The organism is Methylophaga thalassica MP (assembly GCF_000214595.1).
Taxonomy (GTDB): domain Bacteria; phylum Pseudomonadota; class Gammaproteobacteria; order Nitrosococcales; family Methylophagaceae; genus Methylophaga; species Methylophaga thalassica.
In genome coordinates this window covers 785,096-807,084 of sequence record NZ_AFIG01000003.1, presented here as the reverse complement: position 1 = coordinate 807,084, position 21,989 = coordinate 785,096, and the positions used below count along the sequence as shown (strand labels likewise).

The following is a 21,989-nucleotide window of genomic DNA, read 5'->3' as shown; positions in this document are numbered from 1 at the left end:
AGGTGAGTGCTGACACCCATAATATACGATTTGGTGTCAGCACAGGTTCATTATTTAGTGAGACGGGCCGTTAATTTTTTCAAGCAATAAATCCAGCTCTAGTGGGTCACTGGTATTCATAATATCCAATGTGTTAACGGGGAGTTCATTCAAGTTAGTTTCATTGATTACCTGTTTTACTTCGAGTATGGCATTGGGATGCATACTGAAGTTTTCTAATCCCATGGCCAGTAGAAGTCTTGTATAACGAGGGTCACCCGCCATTTCACCACACATAGACACATCCACATTATGCAGTTTTCCCGCCTGCAGCGTCATATATATCAGACGTAATACAGCTGGATGCAATGGGTCATAAAGATAGTTAACATGATCATCAATACGGTCAATGGCCAGTGTGTACTGGATTAAGTCATTGGTACCAATAGAGAGAAAGTCTACCTGTTGCGCAAATATTTCTGCGCAAACCGCACTTGCCGGAATCTCAATCATGGCGCCCACTTCAATATGATGATCGTATTCAAGATGCTCTTTATCCAGTTCCTGCTTACATTGCTCAAGCAGGTTCTTCGCTTGGAGCAGTTCATTCATGGTGGAAATCATCGGGAACATGATTTTGATTTTGCCAAAAGCAGAAGCGCGAAGAATTGCGCGCAGTTGGGTGCGGAACATGGCAGGTTGGCTCAGGCATAATCGAATGGCGCGCATACCTAAAGCTGGGTTAGTCACTACAGTTTGATTGAGGTTACGCCCACCATCAACGGTTTTGTCTGCCCCCAAATCGAATGTTCGAATTGTCACCGGTTGATTATTCATGCCTTCAACCACATCGCGATAGGCCGATAACTGTTCTTCTTCCTCAGGTGGTGACAGGCGGTTCATGTACAAAAACTCGGTACGATACAGTCCAATACCTTGCGCACCGGCGCTGCTGATTGTGGTTACATCTTCCGGTAACTCAGCATTGGCTAACAATGTGACTGATTTACCATCTCGTGTTTTTGTGGGTTGAGACTTATAACGACTCAGCGATGAGATATGTTCACGAAAAGCAATTAAACGGCCTTCATATTCATACTGTGTGCGTTCATCTGCCCCGAGCAACATAACGCCAGTCTCACCGTCAACAATCAGCGGTTCATTATCCTGAACATAACGACGAACAGATTCGACACCGACGATAGCCGGGATGCCCAGACTTCTTGCCAGAATGGTGGTGTGAGACGTCGCACCACCATGCTCTGTCACGAAGGCAACAATACCTTGGTGCTGCATAAGCACAGTGTCCGCTGGCGTCAGGTCTTCAGCAATAATAATATGGCCTTTTAGCCGACCATCTGGAATTTCATGATCCGCGACTTCCTGATCAGCCAGAATACGGTGAATTCGATTGACCACATGATCAACGTCATCTCGACGTGTACGCAGATAAGGATCATCCATCTCATTAAAAACGTTAATCAACGCATCACGTTGCAACTGTAAGGCCCATTCGGCATTACAGCGGCGCTGACGGATCATATCTACTGGAATCTTATTTAGTGATGAGTCATTCAACATCAATAAATGGGTATCAATGAAGGATGTCACGTCAGCAGGTGCATTGGCCGGAATATGATTACGAATGGATTTTAACTGTTGTCTTGCCTGATCAATGGCATCGAGAAAACGGTCGACTTCTTGCTCTATTGCAAAGGCGGGGATTAAATATTCACGGACATCAGGCTGATTGTGAAAAAGAATATGGGCTCGGCCCATAGCAATGCCGCGAGAGACGCCAATTCCTTGTAGCTCAAGCGTCATTCACCTTCTCCAAAAAAATCATTAATAAGGGTATCTAGCGCTTGCAAAGCCTGTTCAGCATCATCACCTTCAGCGGTCACAGTGATTTGTGATCCTTTTGCCGCAGCCAGCATCATCACACCCATGATGCTTTTACCATTGACTGTTCTGTTTTCTCTGGTAACGGTAATCTCAGCATCATAAGCGGAAGCAGTAGTGACAAATTTAGCTGCTGCTCGTGCATGTAAGCCGAGTTTATTAATAATTGTGAATGTTTTTGTCATCATTTTCTTGAGTAGCCTGTGTGATGACAGCGAACTACACCTTCTTGACCGCCACTCAAGGCTTTGATTTCAAGTTCTTCTAAGTTTAGGGCTGGGTAGTTTAAAACGCGTATCAACATGGGTAGGTTTAAGCCTGAAACAACACGGATATCTGTTCTGTCAGATACTGCACAGGCTATATTACTTGGCGTTGAGCCAAACATGTCAGTCAGTATGAGAATACCGTGACCTTGATCAAGTTTTTTTAGATCTTCATCCATTTCCAAACGTATTGCTTCAGGATTGTCTTTGGTCTGGATTGAAATCACTTTGGTGGGAAGCGGGCAACAAGATAACATCTGGCGTGCAGTGTTAATCAGCTCTGTCCCGATGTTATTGTGCGAAACAAGTAAAATGCCTACGGTCATATTAGCTCTCTAAAAAAACAGCCAAAGCTGTATATAGACAAATCGGCTCAGCCTCTGTCTTGTAACGGTAATGAATGTAATGGATATACCGCATGTCATCAAGTTAATGTGAAATCATCACTGCTGAATTTGCTGTAGTTGGCGATATTTTAACTGTTCATTGGCATCATTTGTTGACTGTTGTATGTTTAACCAGGTTAACAGGCGAATGAGCACTGGTACCGGATTAGATAACGACAAATGTAGTGTTGGAATATTAATACCAAGAATAGTTTGATTGCTTTGGTTGCCTTCCAACTGACTATCCAGTGTTAATTTTTCATGCAGGATCAGCTGATAGTGAAGCGAAGCATAATCAGTGACATGTGCTGGACCAAACTGGTGTTCGATATTAATGGTGCCAAGTTCACGTGTGTTAAGCAGGCTTTTTAATAGTGAGGGAGAACGACCAATAAGTTGATTTTTTTCAATAGTGAGGTCAATCACATCATCAGCGACTAATTGATGACCTTCAATGATTAACTGCAAAGCCAGACTACTTTTCCCTATGCCGGGGGAACCGCTAATCAATACGCCTGAGCCATTGACACAAACCATTACTCCATAGTGTGAGTTGGTTTGTATTGCCTGGGCCATGGTTAATCTTCGTCGATAGAAAGGAGTAGTTCGAAAATTTGCTCGGCGCTTGTTGCGTTACGCAACTTCTGACAGATATCAGGATCACGAAATAGAGTAACAAGACGTGATAAATGCTGTAGGTGATGATCTGTATCTTCTTCTGGTACGAGTAAACCAAAAGCAATATCGATGGGTTGATTATCGACAGACTCAAACGGCACTGGCGTTTCCAGTGTCAGCATAGCAGCAATGGTATGTGTTAAGCCCGGAACCCGGGCGTGGGGGATAGCCACGCCCTTACCGAGGCCCGTACTTCCGAGCCGTTCACGTTCCAATAAGACCTGGAATATTTTTTCTGCTGTTGTCGCGTTAGTATTACTGGCTAACTTTTGACTTAAGTTTTCCAGTACTTTCTTTTTGCTCGTGGCATTGTCATGAAAGCTGATACTGTCAGCATTAACCAATAATGCGGCAATTAGCATAAAAAAATCTCGTTTAGTTGACGTTGTGCTTCATATCGGCACCGACAGATTGATGATGATCGGTGATTTTATCTTTATGCTTGATGATTTGGCGATCAAGTTTAGCCACCAAATTCTCAATAGCAGAGTACATGTTTTCATTTTCATCTGAGGCGAACAAATCAGCACCACTTACATGAACAGTGGCTTCTGCTTTCTGACGTTGTTTTTCTACTGATAACACAACATGAACATTGGTCATGTGATCAAAATGGCGAGTCAATTTTTCGAATTTTTTGTTGACGTGATCGCGTAAGCTGTCAGTGATTTCGATATGTTGTCCGCTTAAATTTAACTGCATAATGATGGACTCCTTATTGAGTGATGATAACTGGTTTACACCAGTCGTTTTCGCTCATTCGATGGCGCTATTGCCAACGTTTCACGATATTTTGCAATTGTCCGTCTGGCGACATTAATGCCTTGTTCTCCGAGGATATCGGCAATTTTACTGTCGCTCAATGGTTTCCGTGGATTTTCTGCGGCAACCAGTTTCTTGATGATAGCGCGAATGGCTGTAGCTGAACATTCTCCGCCGGCATCTGTGCTGACATGACTGGAGAAAAAGTATTTCAGTTCAAAAATTCCTCTCGGTGTATGGAGGTATTTGCGGGTTGTTACACGGGAAATTGTGGATTCATGCATTTCTACAGTTTCAGCAATATCAGCTAAAACTAGCGGTTTCATGGCTTCTTCACCAAAGTCGAGAAAATCTTTTTGTCTTTCGATGATCGCTTCGGTCACTTTTAATAGGGTTTCATTGCGACTTTGTAAGCTTTTTAGAAACCAGCGTGCTTCCTGCAAATTATTTTTCAGGTAGGTATTTTCTGCGCTGTTATCGGCTCGATTAATGAGTTGCGCATAATGTTCGGCAATTTGTAAACGCGGTGCATTATCGGGATTGAGTGAGAGCACCCATTGGCCCTTAAGCTTTCTTGCATAGACATCTGGAACAATATATTCCGTGGTATCTGTTTGAATTTGACTGCCAGGACGAGGGTTTAACAGCTGAATGGAACGAACCAATTCGGTGAGTTCATCATCTGAGACTTTCAGAGCACGTTTGATTTGGGCATAGTCACGTTTGGCCAGAGTATCGAGATGTTTATCGATAAGCTCTTTCATCAGATCAATATGAGGTAAACCTGATTCTTCATAAACACGAAGTTGTATCAGCAAACACTCGCGTAAATCACGGGCTGCCACTCCGACGGGATCAAAGTGCTGAATACGATGCAGCACCGTTTCGATTTCATCCAGCTCTATTTCAGCAAACTCTTCACCTAAACTCGCTTGAATCTCTTCTAATGATGTTTTGAGATAACCATCATCTTCAATCGAGTCAATGATGGTTGTCGCGATGGCTTCTTCAATTTCTGTGAAATGAGTCAGCCGCATTTGCCAGAGCAGATGTTGCTGCAGTGAATCGGTGCTTTCATCCTGATTTTCCCTTTCCATATCACCATCATGGATAACATTGCTGTTATTAGTGCTGATAGGCTGATAATCGTAGGTATCTTCCCATTGACTATCGACGGGCAGATCTTCAGGAATGTTTTGATTTTCAAGTTCACTGATTTCACGACTTGTTTGATCTTCAGTGCTTGGTTTACGTGCGTTCTCATCGAAGTCAAAGTCTTCTTCCACTTCGAGTAAAGGATTGCTCTCCAGCGCTTCCTGAATTTCTGTCTGTAACTCAAGCGACGACAATTGCAGCAAACGAATGGCTTGCTGTAATTGCGGAGTCATCGATAGACTCTGGCCTACACGCAGCTGTAATGAGGGTTTCACGAGAATTCTTTATGTGTTTTTACGACCATGTAAATATGTTACCGCAAGTCTTGTGCCATTGCCTACAGCTACATACAAAATCTTAACTCAAGATTTATTTAATCAGCCCTAAACGATCACAAATAGTCAGAGTCGGGTCAACTTTATTCATCGTGTAAAAATGAATGCCGGGTACACCGAGCTCGATTAGCTGCTGAGTAAAGTCAGTCAAAAAATCAACAGTGAAAGCATTCATTGAAGCGCTATCATCATAAAATGCTTCAAGTTTTTTACGTAACCAACGCGGGATTTCTGCACCACAATTTGCTGAAAATCGAGCTAGTTGGGTGAAATTATTAATGGGCATAATCCCTGGAATAATCGGGATGTCTATGCCATGTTTCTGACAGTTATCAACAAAATAGCGGTAAGCATCAATATTGTAAAAATACTGTGTGATAGCACTATTTGCGCCTGCATCGACTTTTCGCTTGAAATTAATCAGGTCATCCTCTGCAGATTGAGCTTGCGGATGAACTTCAGGGTAGGCAGCTACTTCAATGGTGAAAAAGTCTCCCGTCTCTGCACGAATAAACTCAACCAGCTCATTGGCATAACGAAAGTCACCAGGTGCTTGCATACCTGAAGGCAAATCACCACGAAGTGCGACGATACGATGGATATTATTATTGCGATAGGTATCAAGGAGAGCACGGATACGTTCAGCGGAAGAGCCCACACAAGAAAGATGGGGTGCTGCATCAATATTAGTCACTGCATGCTGTTTTTGGATGTCTATTACCGCATCCATAGTATTGTCTTGTGTTGAACCTCCAGCACCAAAGGTGACGGAAAAAAACTCAGGCTTCAGTGGCACAAGCTTTTCTCTGACAGCGCTTAAATTAGCAATGCCTTTTTCAGTTTTGGGCGGGAAGAATTCGCAACTCAGTGTGAGATTTTTTGCCATATCAGTAACTTAAATTAGAAAACTGGGCTGATAAACCAGCCCAGTTTTACATTGATTAAAGATTAATATCTGTAATGTTCAGGCTTGAACGGACCTGTTTTTTCCAGTCCCAGATATTTCGCTTGTGCATCAGTCAGGGTGGTGAGGTTGGCACCAATTCGACCTAAGTGCAGTTGTGCGACTTTTTCATCCAGTTTCTTCGGTAAAACGTAGACTTTATTTTCATAATTGTCAGCGTTCTGCCAGAGTTCAATTTGTGCCATGACCTGATTGGTGAATGAAGCAGACATCACAAAACTTGGATGACCCGTTGCACAACCGAGGTTAACCAGACGACCTTCTGCAAGCAGGATAATACGTTTGCCGTCAGGGAAAATGACATGGTCTACCTGAGGTTTAATATTTTCCCATTCGTATTTACGTAATGAAGCGACATCAATTTCAGAATCAAAGTGACCGATGTTACAAACGATCGCTTCATTTTTCATCTTCAGCATATGACCGTGATTGATAACGTCAATATTACCGGTAGTGGTGACAAAAATATCACCCATAGCAGCAACATCATCCATAGAGACAATACGGTAGCCTTCCATGCTGGCTTGAAGCGCACAGATGGGATCAATTTCAGTGACAAAAACGGTCGCACCCATTCCTCGGAACGCTTGAGCACAGCCTTTACCCACATCACCGTAACCTAAAACAACACAGATTTTACCGGCGATCATCACGTCAGTAGCACGTTTAATACCGTCCAGTAATGACTCACGACAGCCGTATAAATTATCAAATTTAGATTTGGTCACTGAGTCGTTCACATTGATGGCTGGCACTTTTAATGTACCTGCTTTCATCATTTCATACAGACGGTGAACACCTGTAGTGGTTTCTTCCGACAGACCTTTAACGTCTTTTAATAATTCTGGATATTTATCATGCATGATTTGGGTTAAGTCACCACCATCATCCAGAATCAGGTTAGGACGCCAGTTGTCTGGACCCATGATCGTTTGTTCGATACACCAGATGGCTTCTTCTTCTGTTTCACCTTTCCAGGCAAATACCGGAATACCCTGATCAGCAATAGCCGCTGCAGCATGATCCTGTGTGGAGAAAATATTGCACGATGACCAGCGAACTTCAGCGCCGAGTTCGACCAGTGTTTCAATTAACACAGCGGTCTGGATTGTCATGTGTAAGCAACCAGCAATGCGTGCACCTTTCAGTGGTGCTTGGCCTGCATATTCTTCACGTAATGCCATTAATCCTGGCATTTCGCTTTCAGCAATTTTAATTTCTTGATGACCCCATTTAGCCAGGCTGATGTCTGCAACTTTGTAGTCAGGTGTTAAGTTTTCTATTGGTGATTCCATCGTTCATTTCCTCAAATTCTTTTATAAACCGGCAGCATCGCGTAATACTTCTGCCATATCCGTTCTTTCCCAACTAAAATCAACATCTTCACGACCAAAGTGACCGTATGCTGCTGTTGGTTGATAGATCGGTTTGATCAAATCAAGCATCTTAATTAAGCCAACCGGACGTAAATCAAAGTGTTCACGTACCAGCGCGACCAGCTTCTCTTGAGAAATTTTTCCAGTACCGAATGTCTCAACACTAATTGATGTTGGGTCGGCAACACCAATTGCATAAGACACCTGAATCTCACAGCGATCTGCTAAACCGGCGGCAACGATATTTTTCGCCACATAACGGCCTGCATAAGCGGCACTACGATCGACTTTTGATGGATCTTTACCAGAGAAAGCCCCACCACCATGACGAGCCATGCCGCCGTAGGTATCGACAATGATTTTTCTTCCTGTCAGACCACAGTCACCGACAGGACCACCGATAATGAATTGGCCGGTAGGATTGATATGGATTTTTGTATTGGCAGACAACCATTCAGCAGGCAGCGTCGGTTTGATAATGCTTTCCATGACGGCTTCATGCAGATCCGCTTGTGAAATATCCGGACTATGCTGTGTTGATAAGACAACAGCATCAATACCGACTGGCTTACCATCTTGGTAAACAAATGTGACCTGACTTTTCGCATCCGGACGTAACCAGCTCAATTCGCCATTTTTGCGAACTTCAGATTGGCGTTTGACCAAACGATGTGCATAGGTAATGGGCGCGGGCATTAAGACGTCGGTTTCGTTACTGGCATAACCAAACATCAGGCCCTGATCGCCGGCACCCTGATTTTCTTCGGTGTCTCTGTCTACACCCATCGCGATGTCAGAGGATTGTTTACCGATCAATGACATAACAGCACAAGTTTGGCCATCGAAACCAACATCGGAGCTGTTATAACCGATATCTGTGATCGTTTTACGAACGACATCTTCCAGATCGACCCATGCCGATGTACTGATTTCACCTGCAACAATGGCGGTGCCAGTTTTTACTAAGGTTTCGCAAGCAACGCGAGCATGGGGATCCTGACGAAGAATTTCATCCAGGATAGCATCTGAAATTTGATCGGCAACTTTGTCTGGATGCCCTTCCGATACAGATTCAGAAGTGAAAAGATAATTGCTACTCATAGTCAACTTCCTCATTACAATGAGATTGTGGTAATGATAGTTGTGCTATTTGAGGGGGAATAAATCTCGCTCATTACTATCAGTTACCTGTTAATAATGAACGCAGTTTAAATAATTAAGTATTGAATAAGCCTAGCAGGTGAATGACCTGTTGCAGCGTTCCTTATTCGAAAGGACATATTAATCTATATAGAGAATTTTTCAAGCTTATTTATCTTCACAAAATCGTCACAGCGCGCGGCCTAGAGGGTTAATCTGTCTCCATTTTGTCTCAGCCACAGCTTGTGCTCTCTAAATGTGGGACAAACATCAGCCACCAACTGCCAAAAAGACGCTGAATGATTGTGATGATGAAGGTGACAAAGCTCATGCAGGATGACGTACTCGATCACTTTCTCAGGCGCCATGACGAGCTTCCAATTGAGCTGAATCTCACCCGAACGGCAGCAGCTCCCCCAGCGGGCTTTGTATGTTTTGACGATAAGACTTTTAGGCGAGAATTGATGAGCTTCAGCCAATTGAAAAAATCGTGATGTCAGGATTGTATTGGCTTGCTGTCGGTACCACTTTTCCAGCTGGCGTTTAATGCCATCTGCTGTCATATCTTTTTTCTTTGTATAGAGTTGTATCAGATTGTCTTCTTGCTTAATTGTATTTTCAGCGCTGGAGTTATGAATTTTTAATTCATAGGTTTCGCCTAAAAACAAAAAAGACTCGCCATTGGCATAAACTTTTTCTTGTGTTACTGGCCGTTGCTGAAGCTTTTGTTTTATCCAGTAACTTTTTTTGTCTACAAAATGCTGTGCGGTGCTGACTGCAAGTTTCGCTGGTATCCGCACAATGACCTCACCTTGCTTGATAACAAGCGCCATACTCTTTCGGCGTGAACTGCGAATAATGGTGTAATGAAAGCCATCAGGATGTGTGTGTGTCATAAATAATCGTTATAAGCAGATTTTTGCGTGCTGATTTGAGAAAATGTCCCATTAATCTACGTTAATTGAATCATGTCATCATCATTATCTTTTATAGAATCTAGAAAATTATCTGTTGCGCCGATGCTGGATTGGACCGACCGTGATTTTCGTTATCTGTTACGGCTCATTTCGAAACATACCTTGCTTTATACGGAAATGGTGACTACTGGGGCGTTGATTCATGGCGATAGACAACGATTTTTAGCTCATGATGCAACGGAATATCCTCTCGCTTTGCAACTTGGTGGTTCTGAGCCTGCTGCTCTAGCTGAGTGTGCAAAAATGGGAGAGGATGCGGGTTATAGTGAAATTAATCTGAATGTTGGTTGCCCAAGCGACCGTGTCCAGTCAGGCAGTTTTGGCGCGTGTTTAATGGCTGAACCTCAATTAGTGGCGGAGGGTGTGGCAGCGATGAAAAACGCCGTGAATATTCCTGTCACTGTTAAAACCCGACTCGGGATTGATGAACAGGATAGTTATCAATTTCTGACCGATTTTATTGATGCTGTGTCAGCAGCCGGTTGTGAAACTTTCATTCTGCATGCGCGCAAGGCATGGCTCAAAGGATTAAGTCCAAAAGAAAATCGTGATGTGCCGCCACTGGATTATGAGCGCGTTTATCAAATCAAAAAGGACTACCCCGAGCTACATATTGATATCAATGGTGGTATTCATAGTTTGGTGGAGGTTCAGGAACATCTGAAACATGTCGATGGCACAATGGTTGGACGGGCGATTTACCATGATCCCTATCTGCTAGCTGACGTGGATAACGTTATTTTTAACCAGCGTTCTGACTATATATTGAGCAGACATGAAGTGATTGAGGCGATGTTGCCGTATATCGAGCAAAGAATGAAACAGGGCCGACCACTGAAATCCATCACCCGACATTTATTGGGTTTATTTCAGGGCCAGCCTGGAGCCCGTCGCTGGCGGCGGCACTTAAGTGAGAATGCCCATTTGCCCGATGCTGGCATCCATACACTTCAACAAGCGCTAAGCCTGGTCGATAACGTCTAGTTTCTAAGCCCGGTACCTTTTTTCAACAGATATAAGGCATATGCGGTTAAGGCCACTATAAACAACATAATAATGCTAAATGCCGCCATGATAGGGATATCTGAAATACCTAACATGCCGTAGCGGAAAGCATTCACCATGTACAAAATAGGATTTAGCAGTGACACGTTTTGCCAAAAGTCGGGTAATAAATCAATCGAATAAAATACCCCGCCCAAATAGGTTAATGGGGTCAGAATGAATGTTGGGATGATGGCAATTTCATCAAAACTGCGTGCATAAACTGCATTGATAAAACCGCCCAGCGCAAATAAAACCGCACTCAGAAATACCATGCTGATGGTAATAAAAATATGCTCTACCGGTAGATGCGTAAAGAAAAGCGATACTAGCGTGACTATCATCCCCACACATAGGCCCCGTGCTGTACCACCGGCTACATAACCAGCGAGAATTAAATAATTTGGGATAGGGGCGACAATCAGCTCTTCAATATGATTTTGGAATTTGGCACTGAAGAATGAAGAGGCCACATTTGAATAGGCATTATTGATAACGGCCATCATGATGATACCCGGTACGATATATTCCATATAGCTAAAGCCACCCATTTCCCCAATTCGACTCCCGATCAGATTGCCGAAAATGATGAAATACAGGGTCATGGTGATGGCCGGTGGCAGAATCGTTTGCGGCCAGATTCTGAAGAAGCGGCGGATTTCACGAAATAGCAAGGTTGAAAACGCGACCCAGTGTCTTTGGTGACGAGTTGGTGTCATAGGTTTTACTCCGACTTCTCAACAAGGTTGAGAAATAATTCTTCCAGACGGTTCACTTTATTTTTCATACTGGTGACTTCGATACCTTTTTGAGTCAGTTGTTCAAACACCGTGTTCAGTGATTCACCTCGGTGGATTTCGATTTCCAGCGTGGTGTTATCAATCTGATGATAATCAAAGCCATCAAGCTCAAAGGGGTGTTGAAGCGAGTGTTTGAGATCCAAAACAAAGGTTTCTTTATCCAGCCGATTTAATAGAGACTTCATATCGGTATTTTCGATTATCTGGCCTTTATCAATGATCGCAATATTACGGCATAAGCTTTCGGCTTCTTCCAAATAGTGGGTGGTCAGAATGATGGTGGTGCCTTCGGCATTAATCTTTCTGAGGAATGTCCACATGGAGCGACGCAGTTCAATATCAACACCTGCGGTCGGTTCATCCAGAATCAACAGACGTGGATTGTGAACCAGAGCGCGGGCTATCATCAGGCGACGTTTCATACCGCCAGACAGTGATCGAGAAGGCGTGTGCCTCTTTTCCCATAGTCCAAGTTGTTTGAGTAGTTCATCCGCTCTGGGTTCTGCCTCGCTGGCGGGCATCCCATAATAACCTGCCTGCGCAACCAGAATATGCTTTACCTGCTCAAAGCCATTGAAATTGAATTCTTGCGGCACAAGTCCTATATAACTTTTGGCTTGCTCAGCATCGATATCCAAATCGGTGTCAAAGACTTGAATGGAGCCACTGGTTTTTGTGACTAGCGAAGTAACCACGCCAATAGTGGTTGACTTGCCCGCACCGTTGGGACCGAGTAATGCAAAAAAATCACCCTGTTCTACATCGAGATTAATGTTCTTTAATGCATGCAATCCGTTACGATACGTTTTACTTAGATTCTTGATAGATAATGCTTTCACTGTCTCTCTCAAGCGTGATAAAGGTGGCTAGGTTATCATGCCTGCAGCAAGATGAAAATTTGGTAAAACGATGGTTAGAAATTCTGCTCCACAATCAATCGATGACCTGATGCAACGTTGTCATCACATAGCTGGAAAAAGCCTAGGACAGATTGCTCAAGAGGTAGGGTGTCGGGTGCCTGCAGATTTGTTGAGAAATAAAGGCTGGGTTGGTCAGCTATTAGAATCCTATCTTGGTGCTGATGCGGGCAATCAGGCAGAGCCAGACTTTATTTCACTAGGTATTGAGCTGAAAACATTACCATTAAACGCGCATGGTGAACCTAAAGAGTCGACGTATGTTTGTACAGTGTCATTGAGTGAATACGAAGCGCTGACATGGCAGGAAAGCTGGGTCAAACGAAAGCTATCACATGTGCTTTGGCTTCCGGTTGAGGCGGAGTCGTCCATTCCACTTGCTGAACGCTATATCGGCGCGGGTTGGTTATGGCAGCCAGATCAGATTGAAGAAGAAATTTTAAAGGCTGACTGGGAAGAGTTAATGGACCGGTTAGCGCTAGGTGAACAGTCAGAGCTAACGGCAAGGGAAGGCCAGTATTTACAGGTTAGACCGAAAGCGGCTCATAGTCGTATCTTGGCAAAAAGCTCCGATATTTCAGGCGAAACTATTTTGATGAATCCAAGAGGGTTTTATCTGAGAACAACTTTTACTAAGCGCTTACTCGCGAAGGCGTGCATTTGATGGTAACGTTGCATAAAAAATTAATGGATTAATTTGTATTACTCGGGAATTTAGAGAAATATGCTAAACGCGTTAGTTATAGATAGCTCACCAATGTTTTGTGAGCATATGATCGATTTATTAGAGTCTGCTGGTTTTAATGTTGAGACAGCAGAGAGTGGAGCTGATGGCTTAGGCAAGGCTGCTCAAGCGAGGTATCGTTTAGTTTGTTGCTCTGATAACTTACCCGACTATGCCAGCAGTGAATTCTGTAGTCAGCTAAGAGCTCTAAGTGGTTATGATTTTGCCACCTTGCTGGTCTTAACAGAACATGACAATTCTAAAATTCTCAAACAAGCCTTATTGGCTGGTGCTACCGATATTTTCAGCAAAAATGATATGGCTGAAATGGATACTTATCTATCTCGTCTGAGCCAGCGAGAGTCGCGACAATTAAGTGGTCGGGTGTTATTTATTGAAGATTCCCGGGTTTTGCAAACCATTATCATCGACTTATTAACAGATATGGGACTTGATGTAGACGCTTATAACTATGCTGAGAGTGCATGGGAAGCGTTTAAAGGTGGGGACTACGATCTGGTTATCACTGACATTATGCTTGAAGGCAGTATGAGTGGTATCACCTTAGTGCGTAAAATCCGGCGTATGCAGAGTGAATATAGTAATGTGCCGATTATCGCGACATCAGGTTTCGATAATATGTCCCGTAAGATCGAATTATTCCATCTCGGTGTTAATGATTATGTGTCGAAACCGATTGTGCGAGAAGAATTGAGACAGCGCGTTTTCAATCATATAACCAGTTATCAAACAACGCAGGAGCTTCGTACACAACAAAAGTCTTTGCATAGTCTTGCCATGCTGGATGAAACGACGGGATTGTTTAATCGGCACGCTCTGAGAGAGTTCGCGAGTAAATATTTCAGTGAAGCTTATCGGTTTAATCGTTGCTTATCTCTTGCTGTCATTGATATTGATCATCTGAAAGATATTAATGAGCGTCATGGATTTGAGCGGGGAGACCAGATGTTATCTGAGCTGGGTTCGTGGATGAAACGCCATGTACGTGATGTGGATCTGGTTGCCAGATGGGCAGGAGATGAGTTGGTGCTTTTATTGCCGGAGTGTGATCTGGTATCGGCAAAAAATATGATGGAACGAATGGTACAGCGCCTCAATAAGTTAAAACCTGCCAATTTGGAAGTAACGGTAAGTATTGGCATTGCCCAATTAAGGCAGGCAGACAATGATAATCTAAATAGCTTATTCGAGTTAGCAGATAAAGCCATGTATCAGGCTAAAATGGCGGGTCGAAATTGTGTCAGAGTTTATGTTGAGTCTGAGGTCGTGCCTGAATTAAGTGATAATGATTAGCCATAACGCTGCTTAAATAGTTCACATGCGGCTTTATCCAGCATAAATATGCCATGACCACCGTTTTCTAATTCCAGCCATGTAAACGCGATATCAGGCCATTTATCATCGACCGCCAAATCGGTATTGCCCACTTCAACGAATAATAAACCTTGGTCGGTCATGTGCTCTGCGGCCCCAAGCAGGATTTTTTCTACTAAGGCCAGTCCATTATCCTCGGCTTCGAGAGCTGAGACCGGTTCATGCCGGTACTCTTCTGGAATAGAGGCCATTTCATCAGCCCCGACGTAAGGGGGATTGCTCACGATCAAATCGTATTTTGCGTCAGCTGGAAAAGCTTGCCAGATATCTGATTGAATAAGGTGTAAGTGGTCCTCTAATCCATGTTTCTTGCGGTTTATTTCTGCTACAGCAAGGGCATCTGTGCTGATATCACTCGCTGTCACTTCCGCTTGTTCAAAAGCCATGGCTAACGCAATAGCAATACAAGCACTTCCTGTACACATATCCAAAATAGTGAATACCGAGTCAGGCTCACTAAGCCATGGTTGGAATTGCGCTTCTATCAGCTCTGCAAAAGGCGAGCGGGGGATAAGAACTCGCTCATCGACAAAGAATGGTAGGCCTGCAAACCAGGCTTCATTTGTCAGGTACGGTAAGGGAATACGCTTTTCAACGCGTTTTTCAATGGCAATAAGCAATGCACGCTTTTCATCTTGGGTCAGTCTGGCATCTAAAAAGACTTCAGGTAAGGCGTCTACAGGCAAGTGTAAAACACTCAGTATGAGCTGCGATGCCTCATTAAAAGCGTCTTCATTACCATGGCCAAAAAATAATCCCGCTTCATTGAAGCGGGATGTTGACCATCGTAAAAAATCACGAAAAGTGTTTAATTCAGATTGAACAGCCAAATAATCAATCATAGGTTTTGTGTGATATCAACAAAGTGACCTGCGATTGCAGCTGCCGCAGCCATTGCTGGACTGACAAGATGCGTTCTGCCACCTTGACCCTGACGTCCTTCAAAATTACGGTTAGATGTCGAGGCACAATGTTCACCTGCTTCAAGACGATCCGCATTCATGGCCAGGCACATGGAACAGCCAGGATCACGCCATTCAAATCCCGCTTCGATAAAAATTTTATCTAAACCTTCTTGCTCAGCTTGTTGTTTGACTAAACCTGAGCCTGGAACAACCATAGCTTGTTTGACGCTGGCAGCGACCTTTCCACCTTGGATGGCCTCCGCTGCCTCACGTAAGTCTTCGATACGTGAATTTGTGCAAGAACCAATAAACACACGGTCCAGATAAATGTCAGTAATCGCTTGGTTGGCTTGTAGGCCCATATATTTAAGTGCTTTTTCCATGCCATTGCGTTTTACTGCATCTGATTCCTTGACGGGATCAGGAATAGCCGAATCAACCGATACAACCATTTCCGGCGACGTGCCCCATGTGACTTGAGGTTTGATATCTTCTGCTTTCAGTACGACGACTTTATCAAAATGGGCGCCATCATCAGAGTGTAATTCACGCCATGCTTTAACCGCTTTCTCCCAGTTTTCACCAGATGGCGAGAAAGGACGATCTTTCAGATAGTTGATGGTGGTATCGTCAACCGCAATCATACCTGCGCGGGCGCCAGCTTCAATGGTCATATTACAGACGGTCATGCGACCTTCCATACTTAAGGCCTGAATCGCTTCACCGGCAAATTCGATGGCATAGCCTGTTCCACCAGCAGTGCCAATTTCTCCAATGATAGCAAGGACAATGTCTTTGGCTGTGATGCCGGGTTTAACCTGACCTTCAACGCGCACTTGCATATTTTTGGACTTACGTTGAATCAGACATTGGGTGGCCATAACGTGCTCAACTTCGGAAGTACCAATACCAAAAGCTAAAGCACCAAAAGCACCGTGTGTTGAAGTGTGAGAGTCACCGCAAACTACCGTCATACCAGGCAGTGTTGCGCCTTGCTCAGGGCCAACAACATGCACAATACCTTGTCGTAAATCATTTAATCCAAATTCAGTGATACCAAATTCGACACAGTTGCTATCGAGCGTATCTACTTGTAAACGTGAAATAGGATCAGCAATACCTTGCTCGCGATGTGAAGTAGGAACATTATGATCCGGTGTCGCTAAAATAGAGTTTAGGCGATAGGGTTTACGGTCAGCTAAACGCAGGCCTTCAAAGGCTTGCGGTGATGTCACTTCATGAACAAGATGGCGATCGATATACAGTAAAGCTGTAGTGCCATCTGACTCAGAGCGAACGACATGTTGATCCCAAAGCTTATCGTAAAGTGTTTTTGCTGACATATCTCTATTAAAACCGATTAGTGAGTTATAAGTATCAGAGCATTATACAGCGTCAGAGATATAAGCTCTATCTGAACTGTAGACATAAAAAAAACGGGTAACCCGAAAGTTACCCGTTTCTTTTTTTACTGCTAAGGAAAAGTGATTATTCCATATTAGCGTGTCTGTATCGCATTTCTTCTTCTGGAATACCTTTCTCATGGATAAGATGAGAAACGATGGCTTCCAAGAAAATCAATGTCGATAATTCAAACATAGTACCCATAGGCATGCCCTTAGTAGGAGCAAAGCTATCATCGTTACCAATTTGAATTGTTTTGTCCGCTATATCACCAATCGTTGAACTTGCTTTTGAGCAGATTAATACTACTTTTGCGTTCTCTGATTTAGCTTTGTTCGCGAATGAAACCAACTGAGTTGTTTCACCTGAACCTGAGATAACGATTAATAAATCGCCTTCACGGATGCTAGGTGTGCTGATTTCACCTTGAACGTATACGGTGTAACCACTATGCATCAACCTCATACCCAGGAAGTTACCAACAAGACGTGAACGTCCGGCACCTGTAATGAAGATGCGTTTAGCATCATCACACATAGCAACGAATTCAGCTTCAAGAGAACTGTCAGTAGCCCCTAAAATATCAGTGATTTTGTTTACAACTAGATCACGATGCATTGTCATTTTTCTAATCCTTATGCTGCGTCAACTAATGCACGCAGTTCTTTTGCAGATTCAGCTGGAGATGGAGCGCCGTAGATAGCCGCACCAACAACAACGATGTCAGCACCAGCTTGAACTGTGCTTTGGATTGTATCTTTGTTGATACCACCAGCAACAGAAACTTTAACGTTCAGACCTAAACCAGCGATAGTTTTAAGATCTTCAAAAGGTGTTTGACCTGCAGCTTGTGCGTCAAGACCAGTGTGAACACCGATGATGTGTGCACCGTTAGCAGCAGCTTCTTTAGCTACAGCAGCTTTATCTTCAACACCGATTAAATCGATTTGAGCTTCAGCGTTGTTAGCGTTAGCTGCTTTGATAACGCCTTTCATTGTAGCCATGTCAGAAGCACCTAAAACTGTAGTGATGTCACCACCAGCTTCAAAGAAAGGAGTTGCTTCGTATTCACCAGCGTCCATTGTTTTCAGGTCAACCAGAATTTTTTTGTCTGGGTGAGCTGCTTTCAATGCTTTAACCAGTTTCAAACCGTTGTATTTAATACAAGGTGTACCGATTTCAAGGATATCGACATATGGCGCTACTTGTTCAGCCAGAGCCATTGTTGCGTCAAAGTCCAATGAGTCAAGAGCCATTTGGATTTCAGCCATGTTACATACTCCTAATTTATAGTAAAAATTATTGTTATCACGCTTGCTTAGGTGAAGCGGGACTATATGCAGAAATCAGTGACAAGTCAATTTCACTGACCCTGCTGCATTCGGGCCCACTCACAAATGGAGTGGGCTGAATACGGGGAAATTTAATTCTGATGAATTAGCTTTCCAGTTCTGCAAGACGGTTAGCCAGCAACTCTTCAAGAGTTTCAAGTGCTTTAGCAAAACCATCAATACCTTCTTGTAACTTTTCAGTTGCCATGCGATCTGCTGCGTGCATAGCTTTGAATGTTTCTTCAGTCATATCGATGCGTTCAACATCTGATGCTTTGGCATCTTCAACATTTAACTTACGTGGTAAGTCACCTTCAGTTGAGTGTAATTCGTCCAGTAAAGCAGGAGAAATAGTCAGAAGATCAACACCTGCTAATTCAGTGATTTCACCAACGTTACGGAAGCTCGCACCCATTACTTCAGTTTCTAAACCAAATTTCTTGAAGTAGTTGTAGATGTGAGTAACAGAAACAACACCTGGATCTTCTGCAGGTTCATAAGAATCACGACCAGTGTCTTTTTTGTACCAGTCAAGAATACGACCTACGAAAGGTGAAATCAGTTGGATACCATTTTCACCACAAGCAACAGCTTGGTGCAGACCAAATACCAGAGTCAGGTTAGTGTGAATACCTTCCTCTTCCAGTACTTTAGCAGCCATAACACCTTCCCAGGTTGCTGCGATTTTGATCAGGATACGCTCACGTGAAACACCAGCTGCTTCGTATTGAGCAATCAGGTCACGGCCTTTAGCAATGGTCGCTTCGGTGTCAAAAGACAGACGAGCATCAACTTCTGTAGATACACGACCTGGAACGATATCCAGAATTTTCAGACCAAATGAAACTGCTAAACGATCAAATGCGAGTGAAACCACTTCTGATGCAGGCGCGTCAGCACCTAATGTTTCACGAGCTGCTTTCAATGTGTCATCAACAATACCTTGGTATTGTGGCATTTGAGCTGCAGCAGTAATCAGTGAAGGGTTAGTTGTAGCATCACGAGGTGTAAATTTTTCGATAGCTTGAATATCACCAGTATCGGCGACAACAACGGTCATTTCCTTAAGCTGATCAAGTAAAGTAGCCATGTTTCGTACCTTTAATTTTTAAGTTAAAAATTAACAGCCATCGCATCTAACGCTGACTGTATGGTTGATTTTATTGATTATTATGTCGGCAAAGCCGGGATGTTGCCCGGCTTTGCCATAAATCTTTAGTGTGTAAGGTCAGGTTTAACCTTTGTTTTGAATATAACGTTCAACACCTGTCATTGGTTTTGCTTGTGCTTTATTACGAATATATTGCTCAACACCTGTTAACACTTTTACAGATGTGGTTTTATTTCTAATATATTTTTCAACACCAGTCAGTTTTGAACCGCTATTTGCTTGGTTTCTGATATAGCGTTCAACACCTGTCAAACCATCATTTGCTGTTTTTGCTGCTGGGCTTTGCTTAGCGCTGCTGGTTGGAGCAGGACTAGGACTTGATGAAAACAGGCTTTTAAAAAATCCACAAACTGATGCAAAGAAACCTTTATCACTCATAATATTATACCCCTGTTACATTTTAACCCCATCTGCCCAACATAACGAGGTTGGTGCAACGGGTAAATTACTATTTTAGATTAATCGTGGCAAGTCGGAAAAACTCAAGCAAAAATGCCAGAAGTCGACATGCAATACGATTAATCCGTTTGAATTTGAGATTGGTCAATTAAAATCATAATTATTATCAATGACCAATAACCACTATCTTACCTGATTATTTAAATTAATAAATTAATCAGGTGAGCATGAAAAAAAACGAGTGGTCAACGACCACTCGTTTCATTTTCTGCTTAACGCAATGCTAGTGCTTATGCTGCGTCAACTAAAGCACGTAATTCTTTAGCTGCTTCAGCTGGAGAATCCGCACCGTAGATTGCTGCACCAACAACAACAATTGTCGCGCCAGCGCGAACAGTGTCTTGAATAGTGTTTTTGTTCAAACCACCAGCAACTGAAATGCGAACACCTAAGTTTAAGCTAGCGATGTCTTTCAGATCAGCGAAAGGTGTTTGACCTGCTGCTTGAGCGTCAAGACCAGTGTGAACACCGATGATTTGAGCACCGTTACGAGCTGCTTCAGTTGCAACTGCTTTTTTGTCTTTAACACTGATTAAGTCGATTTGAGCTTCAGCGTTGTTAGCGTTAGCTGCTTTGATTACGCCGCCCATTGTCGCTTTGTCAGAAACACCTAATACTGTACAGATGTCAGCACCTGCTTCGTAGAATGGAGTTGCTTCGTATTCACCAGCGTCCATTGTTTTCAGGTCAACCAGGATCAGGTTGTTAGGGAATTTGCTTTTCAGTGCAGTAACCAGTTCAAGACCGTTGTACTTGATGCATGGTGTACCAATTTCTAAGATATCGACGTAAGGAGCAACTTGCTCTGCAAGCGCGATTGTTTGATCGAAATCCAGAGAATCCAGTGCCATTTGAATAAGTGCTTTTGCCATGCTGACATGCTCCTAATTAATTTAATTTATGAGTTATTACGTTGAAAATACGCTCGCAGACTATAAAGCAGATCGACAGATGCTGTCAATTTTTGACTCAATCTCGACATTTATCATCATTTTTATCACTAGACACAATGATTTGCAGTATGCGACTCTCTGTGACCAGATTGTATAGTTGCGAGGATATATTTTGAATACAGAATCTGCGGTCTATTTAGATAACGTGGCTGGTCTAATTATCGATATGGATGGGGTGCTATGGCATGGTAATAAAGCGATGCTCGGATTAGGGGACTTTTTTCAGTTACTCAGGGAAAAGAAGATACCTTTTGTATTAGCGACGAACAATGCCAGTTTGACTCAGCAGCAATATATCGAAAAATTATCCTCAATGAATATTGAGGTCGAGGCTAAGGAAATTCTGACTTCCAGTATGGCCACGGTAAGTTATTTATGCGAACACTTACCCGCGGATAAAAAACGTGTATTTGTTATTGGTGAAGACGGGTTAAAACAACCCTTATTGGAAAATGATTTTGTACTGACCGATTTGTATGAAGTAGACCAGCCTGAAAAAGGAATCACGGGTCGAACAGCGGATATTGTTGTATCCGGACTTGATCGCACATTAACGTGGGATAAGTTGGCAACAGCGACATTAAATATTAATGCAGGCGCTGCTTTTTATGCGACAAATTCGGACTCCACTTTGCCTACCGAGCTTGGTGAAGTGATGGGTAATGGTGGCGTGTTAGCAGCGCTGGAGTCAGTCACCGGCGTGAAACCGATATCTATTGGTAAGCCTGAACCTATCTTGTATGAACAGGCATTAAAAATTTTAGGCACGACAAAAGACACCACCATTGCCATTGGTGACCGTCTTAATACCGATATTCTGGGAGCCGTTAATGCGGGAATCCGTAGCGTGCTGGTTTTAACCGGTGTGTCTTCGGCTGAGGATGTTAAGCAGGTTGATTATGAGCCAACATGGATTTTGGATGATTTGGCAGCATTAACAAAAGCCCTGGAAAATTAAAGAAAACA

Annotated in this window: 24 protein-coding genes and 1 riboswitch; of the genes, 4 read left to right on the top strand and 20 right to left on the bottom strand. The window is 43.2% G+C overall.

The genetic code is table 11. The features are described from left to right. Positions 1-54: 54 nt before the first annotated feature. From ptsP to MAMP_RS15440, 11 genes are all read right to left on the bottom strand, one after another. Positions 55-1,803, bottom strand: a complete 1,749-nt coding sequence (ptsP, locus tag MAMP_RS15490) for a phosphoenolpyruvate--protein phosphotransferase (protein ID WP_007147048.1) — start codon at positions 1,801-1,803, stop codon at positions 55-57. Continuing rightward, positions 1,800-2,069 (bottom strand): HPr family phosphocarrier protein, encoded by a 270-nt coding sequence (locus MAMP_RS15485; protein WP_007147047.1) that lies wholly within the window; start codon positions 2,067-2,069, stop codon positions 1,800-1,802. The genes ptsP and MAMP_RS15485 overlap by 4 nt, the downstream gene beginning before the upstream one ends. After that, on the bottom strand, positions 2,066-2,473 hold the full coding sequence (locus MAMP_RS15480) for a PTS sugar transporter subunit IIA (protein WP_007147046.1): 408 nt from the start codon (positions 2,471-2,473) through the stop codon (positions 2,066-2,068). Before MAMP_RS15480 ends, MAMP_RS15485 begins: the two co-directional genes overlap by 4 nt. A 117-nt stretch (positions 2,474-2,590) precedes the next feature. Continuing rightward, positions 2,591-3,109 carry an HPr kinase/phosphorylase gene (locus MAMP_RS15475; RefSeq protein ID WP_007147045.1) on the bottom strand — a complete coding sequence of 173 codons (519 nt, stop codon included), beginning with the start codon at positions 3,107-3,109 and terminating at the stop codon, positions 2,591-2,593. 2 nt (positions 3,110-3,111) lie between these two features. Beyond that, positions 3,112-3,573: a PTS sugar transporter subunit IIA gene (locus MAMP_RS15470; RefSeq protein WP_007147044.1), complete on the bottom strand. Its 462-nt coding sequence runs from the start codon at positions 3,571-3,573 to the stop codon at positions 3,112-3,114. 13 nt (positions 3,574-3,586) lie between these two features. Then, the gene (gene hpf, locus MAMP_RS15465; RefSeq protein WP_007147043.1) at positions 3,587-3,913 is read right to left on the bottom strand and encodes a ribosome hibernation-promoting factor, HPF/YfiA family; all 327 of its coding nucleotides are present in this window, start codon (positions 3,911-3,913) and stop codon (positions 3,587-3,589) included. A gap of 35 nt (positions 3,914-3,948) precedes the next feature. Beyond that, the gene (locus tag MAMP_RS15460) at positions 3,949-5,403 is read right to left on the bottom strand and encodes an RNA polymerase factor sigma-54 (RefSeq protein ID WP_007147042.1); all 1,455 of its coding nucleotides are present in this window, start codon (positions 5,401-5,403) and stop codon (positions 3,949-3,951) included. A gap of 94 nt (positions 5,404-5,497) precedes the next feature. Beyond that, on the bottom strand, positions 5,498-6,349 hold the full coding sequence (metF, locus tag MAMP_RS15455; protein ID WP_007147041.1) for a methylenetetrahydrofolate reductase [NAD(P)H]: 852 nt from the start codon (positions 6,347-6,349) through the stop codon (positions 5,498-5,500). Between the two features lie 62 nt (positions 6,350-6,411). Further along, positions 6,412-7,722, bottom strand: a complete 1,311-nt coding sequence (gene ahcY, locus MAMP_RS15450; protein WP_007147040.1) for an adenosylhomocysteinase — start codon at positions 7,720-7,722, stop codon at positions 6,412-6,414. 21 nt (positions 7,723-7,743) lie between these two features. Continuing rightward, positions 7,744-8,904 carry a methionine adenosyltransferase gene (metK, locus tag MAMP_RS15445; RefSeq protein WP_007147039.1) on the bottom strand — a complete coding sequence of 387 codons (1,161 nt, stop codon included), beginning with the start codon at positions 8,902-8,904 and terminating at the stop codon, positions 7,744-7,746. Between the two features lie 91 nt (positions 8,905-8,995). Next, positions 8,996-9,075, bottom strand: a riboswitch (S-adenosyl-L-homocysteine riboswitch). 71 nt (positions 9,076-9,146) lie between these two features. After that, positions 9,147-9,839 (bottom strand): M48 family metallopeptidase, encoded by a 693-nt coding sequence (locus MAMP_RS15440; protein ID WP_007147038.1) that lies wholly within the window; start codon positions 9,837-9,839, stop codon positions 9,147-9,149. Positions 9,840-9,911: 72 nt separating this feature from the next. Between MAMP_RS15440 and dusA the strand changes: the two genes are divergently transcribed. After that, a complete protein-coding gene (gene dusA, locus MAMP_RS15435; RefSeq protein WP_007147037.1) occupies positions 9,912-10,904 on the top strand; it encodes a tRNA dihydrouridine(20/20a) synthase DusA in 993 nt (330 codons plus the stop codon). Here the strand turns inward: dusA and MAMP_RS15430 are convergent. Both MAMP_RS15430 and MAMP_RS15425 read right to left on the bottom strand, forming a co-directional pair. Beyond that, positions 10,901-11,683, bottom strand: a complete 783-nt coding sequence (locus MAMP_RS15430; protein WP_007147036.1) for an ABC transporter permease — start codon at positions 11,681-11,683, stop codon at positions 10,901-10,903. The two genes, dusA and MAMP_RS15430, sit on opposite strands and share 4 nt — an antisense overlap. A gap of 5 nt (positions 11,684-11,688) precedes the next feature. Further along, positions 11,689-12,603 (bottom strand): ABC transporter ATP-binding protein, encoded by a 915-nt coding sequence (locus MAMP_RS15425; RefSeq protein ID WP_007147035.1) that lies wholly within the window; start codon positions 12,601-12,603, stop codon positions 11,689-11,691. A 70-nt stretch (positions 12,604-12,673) separates the two neighbouring features. Between MAMP_RS15425 and mutH the strand changes: the two genes are divergently transcribed. Next, positions 12,674-13,345, top strand: a complete 672-nt coding sequence (gene mutH, locus MAMP_RS15420; RefSeq protein ID WP_007147034.1) for a DNA mismatch repair endonuclease MutH — start codon at positions 12,674-12,676, stop codon at positions 13,343-13,345. A gap of 60 nt (positions 13,346-13,405) precedes the next feature. Beyond that, the gene (locus tag MAMP_RS15415; protein WP_007147033.1) at positions 13,406-14,719 is read left to right on the top strand and encodes a GGDEF domain-containing response regulator; all 1,314 of its coding nucleotides are present in this window, start codon (positions 13,406-13,408) and stop codon (positions 14,717-14,719) included. Here the strand turns inward: MAMP_RS15415 and prmB are convergent. The 7 genes from prmB to hxlA (MAMP_RS15380) form a co-directional block, all read right to left on the bottom strand. Then, the gene (gene prmB, locus MAMP_RS15410; protein WP_007147032.1) at positions 14,716-15,642 is read right to left on the bottom strand and encodes a 50S ribosomal protein L3 N(5)-glutamine methyltransferase; all 927 of its coding nucleotides are present in this window, start codon (positions 15,640-15,642) and stop codon (positions 14,716-14,718) included. The genes MAMP_RS15415 and prmB overlap by 4 nt on opposite strands. Further along, complete coding sequence (leuC, locus tag MAMP_RS15405; RefSeq protein WP_007147031.1) at positions 15,639-17,048, bottom strand: 3-isopropylmalate dehydratase large subunit; 1,410 nt, start codon at positions 17,046-17,048, stop codon at positions 15,639-15,641. Before leuC ends, prmB begins: the two co-directional genes overlap by 4 nt. 145 nt (positions 17,049-17,193) lie before the next feature. Further along, a complete protein-coding gene (hxlB, locus tag MAMP_RS15400) occupies positions 17,194-17,733 on the bottom strand; it encodes a 6-phospho-3-hexuloisomerase (RefSeq protein ID WP_007147030.1) in 540 nt (179 codons plus the stop codon). 11 nt (positions 17,734-17,744) lie between these two features. After that, entirely contained in the window at positions 17,745-18,380 is a 636-nt protein-coding gene (gene hxlA, locus MAMP_RS15395) for a 3-hexulose-6-phosphate synthase (RefSeq protein WP_007147029.1), read from the bottom strand. A 166-nt stretch (positions 18,381-18,546) separates the two neighbouring features. After that, positions 18,547-19,530, bottom strand: a complete 984-nt coding sequence (locus MAMP_RS15390) for a transaldolase (RefSeq protein ID WP_007147028.1) — start codon at positions 19,528-19,530, stop codon at positions 18,547-18,549. Between the two features lie 144 nt (positions 19,531-19,674). Continuing rightward, positions 19,675-19,989 (bottom strand): hypothetical protein, encoded by a 315-nt coding sequence (locus MAMP_RS15385; RefSeq protein WP_007147027.1) that lies wholly within the window; start codon positions 19,987-19,989, stop codon positions 19,675-19,677. Positions 19,990-20,300: 311 nt separating this feature from the next. After that, positions 20,301-20,942 (bottom strand): 3-hexulose-6-phosphate synthase, encoded by a 642-nt coding sequence (hxlA, locus tag MAMP_RS15380; protein ID WP_007147026.1) that lies wholly within the window; start codon positions 20,940-20,942, stop codon positions 20,301-20,303. Positions 20,943-21,135: 193 nt separating this feature from the next. Here hxlA (MAMP_RS15380) and MAMP_RS15375 point away from each other — a divergent pair, with 193 nt between their 5' ends. Continuing rightward, a complete protein-coding gene (locus MAMP_RS15375; RefSeq protein WP_007147025.1) occupies positions 21,136-21,981 on the top strand; it encodes an HAD-IIA family hydrolase in 846 nt (281 codons plus the stop codon). Positions 21,982-21,989: the final 8 nt, after the last annotated feature.

Bases quoted from the DNA above. Each gene is read 5' to 3' on its own strand.
- ptsP (WP_007147048.1), bottom strand. From the start codon at position 1,803: ATGACGCTTGAGCTACAAGGAATTGGCGTCTCTCGCGGCATTGCTATG.
- MAMP_RS15485 (WP_007147047.1), bottom strand. From the start codon at position 2,069: ATGATGACAAAAACATTCACAATTATTAATAAACTCGGCTTACATGCA.
- MAMP_RS15480 (WP_007147046.1), bottom strand. From the start codon at position 2,473: ATGACCGTAGGCATTTTACTTGTTTCGCACAATAACATCGGGACAGAG.
- MAMP_RS15475 (WP_007147045.1), bottom strand. From the start codon at position 3,109: ATGGCCCAGGCAATACAAACCAACTCACACTATGGAGTAATGGTTTGT.
- MAMP_RS15470 (WP_007147044.1), bottom strand. From the start codon at position 3,573: ATGCTAATTGCCGCATTATTGGTTAATGCTGACAGTATCAGCTTTCAT.
- hpf (WP_007147043.1), bottom strand. From the start codon at position 3,913: ATGCAGTTAAATTTAAGCGGACAACATATCGAAATCACTGACAGCTTA.
- metF (WP_007147041.1), bottom strand. From the start codon at position 6,349: ATGGCAAAAAATCTCACACTGAGTTGCGAATTCTTCCCGCCCAAAACT.
- ahcY (WP_007147040.1), bottom strand. From the start codon at position 7,722: ATGGAATCACCAATAGAAAACTTAACACCTGACTACAAAGTTGCAGAC.
- metK (WP_007147039.1), bottom strand. From the start codon at position 8,904: ATGAGTAGCAATTATCTTTTCACTTCTGAATCTGTATCGGAAGGGCAT.
- MAMP_RS15440 (WP_007147038.1), bottom strand. From the start codon at position 9,839: ATGACACACACACATCCTGATGGCTTTCATTACACCATTATTCGCAGT.
- dusA (WP_007147037.1), top strand. From the start codon at position 9,912: ATGTCATCATCATTATCTTTTATAGAATCTAGAAAATTATCTGTTGCG.
- MAMP_RS15430 (WP_007147036.1), bottom strand. From the start codon at position 11,683: ATGACACCAACTCGTCACCAAAGACACTGGGTCGCGTTTTCAACCTTG.
- mutH (WP_007147034.1), top strand. From the start codon at position 12,674: ATGGTTAGAAATTCTGCTCCACAATCAATCGATGACCTGATGCAACGT.
- MAMP_RS15415 (WP_007147033.1), top strand. From the start codon at position 13,406: ATGCTAAACGCGTTAGTTATAGATAGCTCACCAATGTTTTGTGAGCAT.
- prmB (WP_007147032.1), bottom strand. From the start codon at position 15,642: ATGATTGATTATTTGGCTGTTCAATCTGAATTAAACACTTTTCGTGAT.
- leuC (WP_007147031.1), bottom strand. From the start codon at position 17,048: ATGTCAGCAAAAACACTTTACGATAAGCTTTGGGATCAACATGTCGTT.
- hxlB (WP_007147030.1), bottom strand. From the start codon at position 17,733: ATGACAATGCATCGTGATCTAGTTGTAAACAAAATCACTGATATTTTA.
- hxlA (WP_007147029.1), bottom strand. From the start codon at position 18,380: ATGGCTGAAATCCAAATGGCTCTTGACTCATTGGACTTTGACGCAACA.
- MAMP_RS15390 (WP_007147028.1), bottom strand. From the start codon at position 19,530: ATGGCTACTTTACTTGATCAGCTTAAGGAAATGACCGTTGTTGTCGCC.
- MAMP_RS15385 (WP_007147027.1), bottom strand. From the start codon at position 19,989: ATGAGTGATAAAGGTTTCTTTGCATCAGTTTGTGGATTTTTTAAAAGC.
- hxlA (WP_007147026.1), bottom strand. From the start codon at position 20,942: ATGGCAAAAGCACTTATTCAAATGGCACTGGATTCTCTGGATTTCGAT.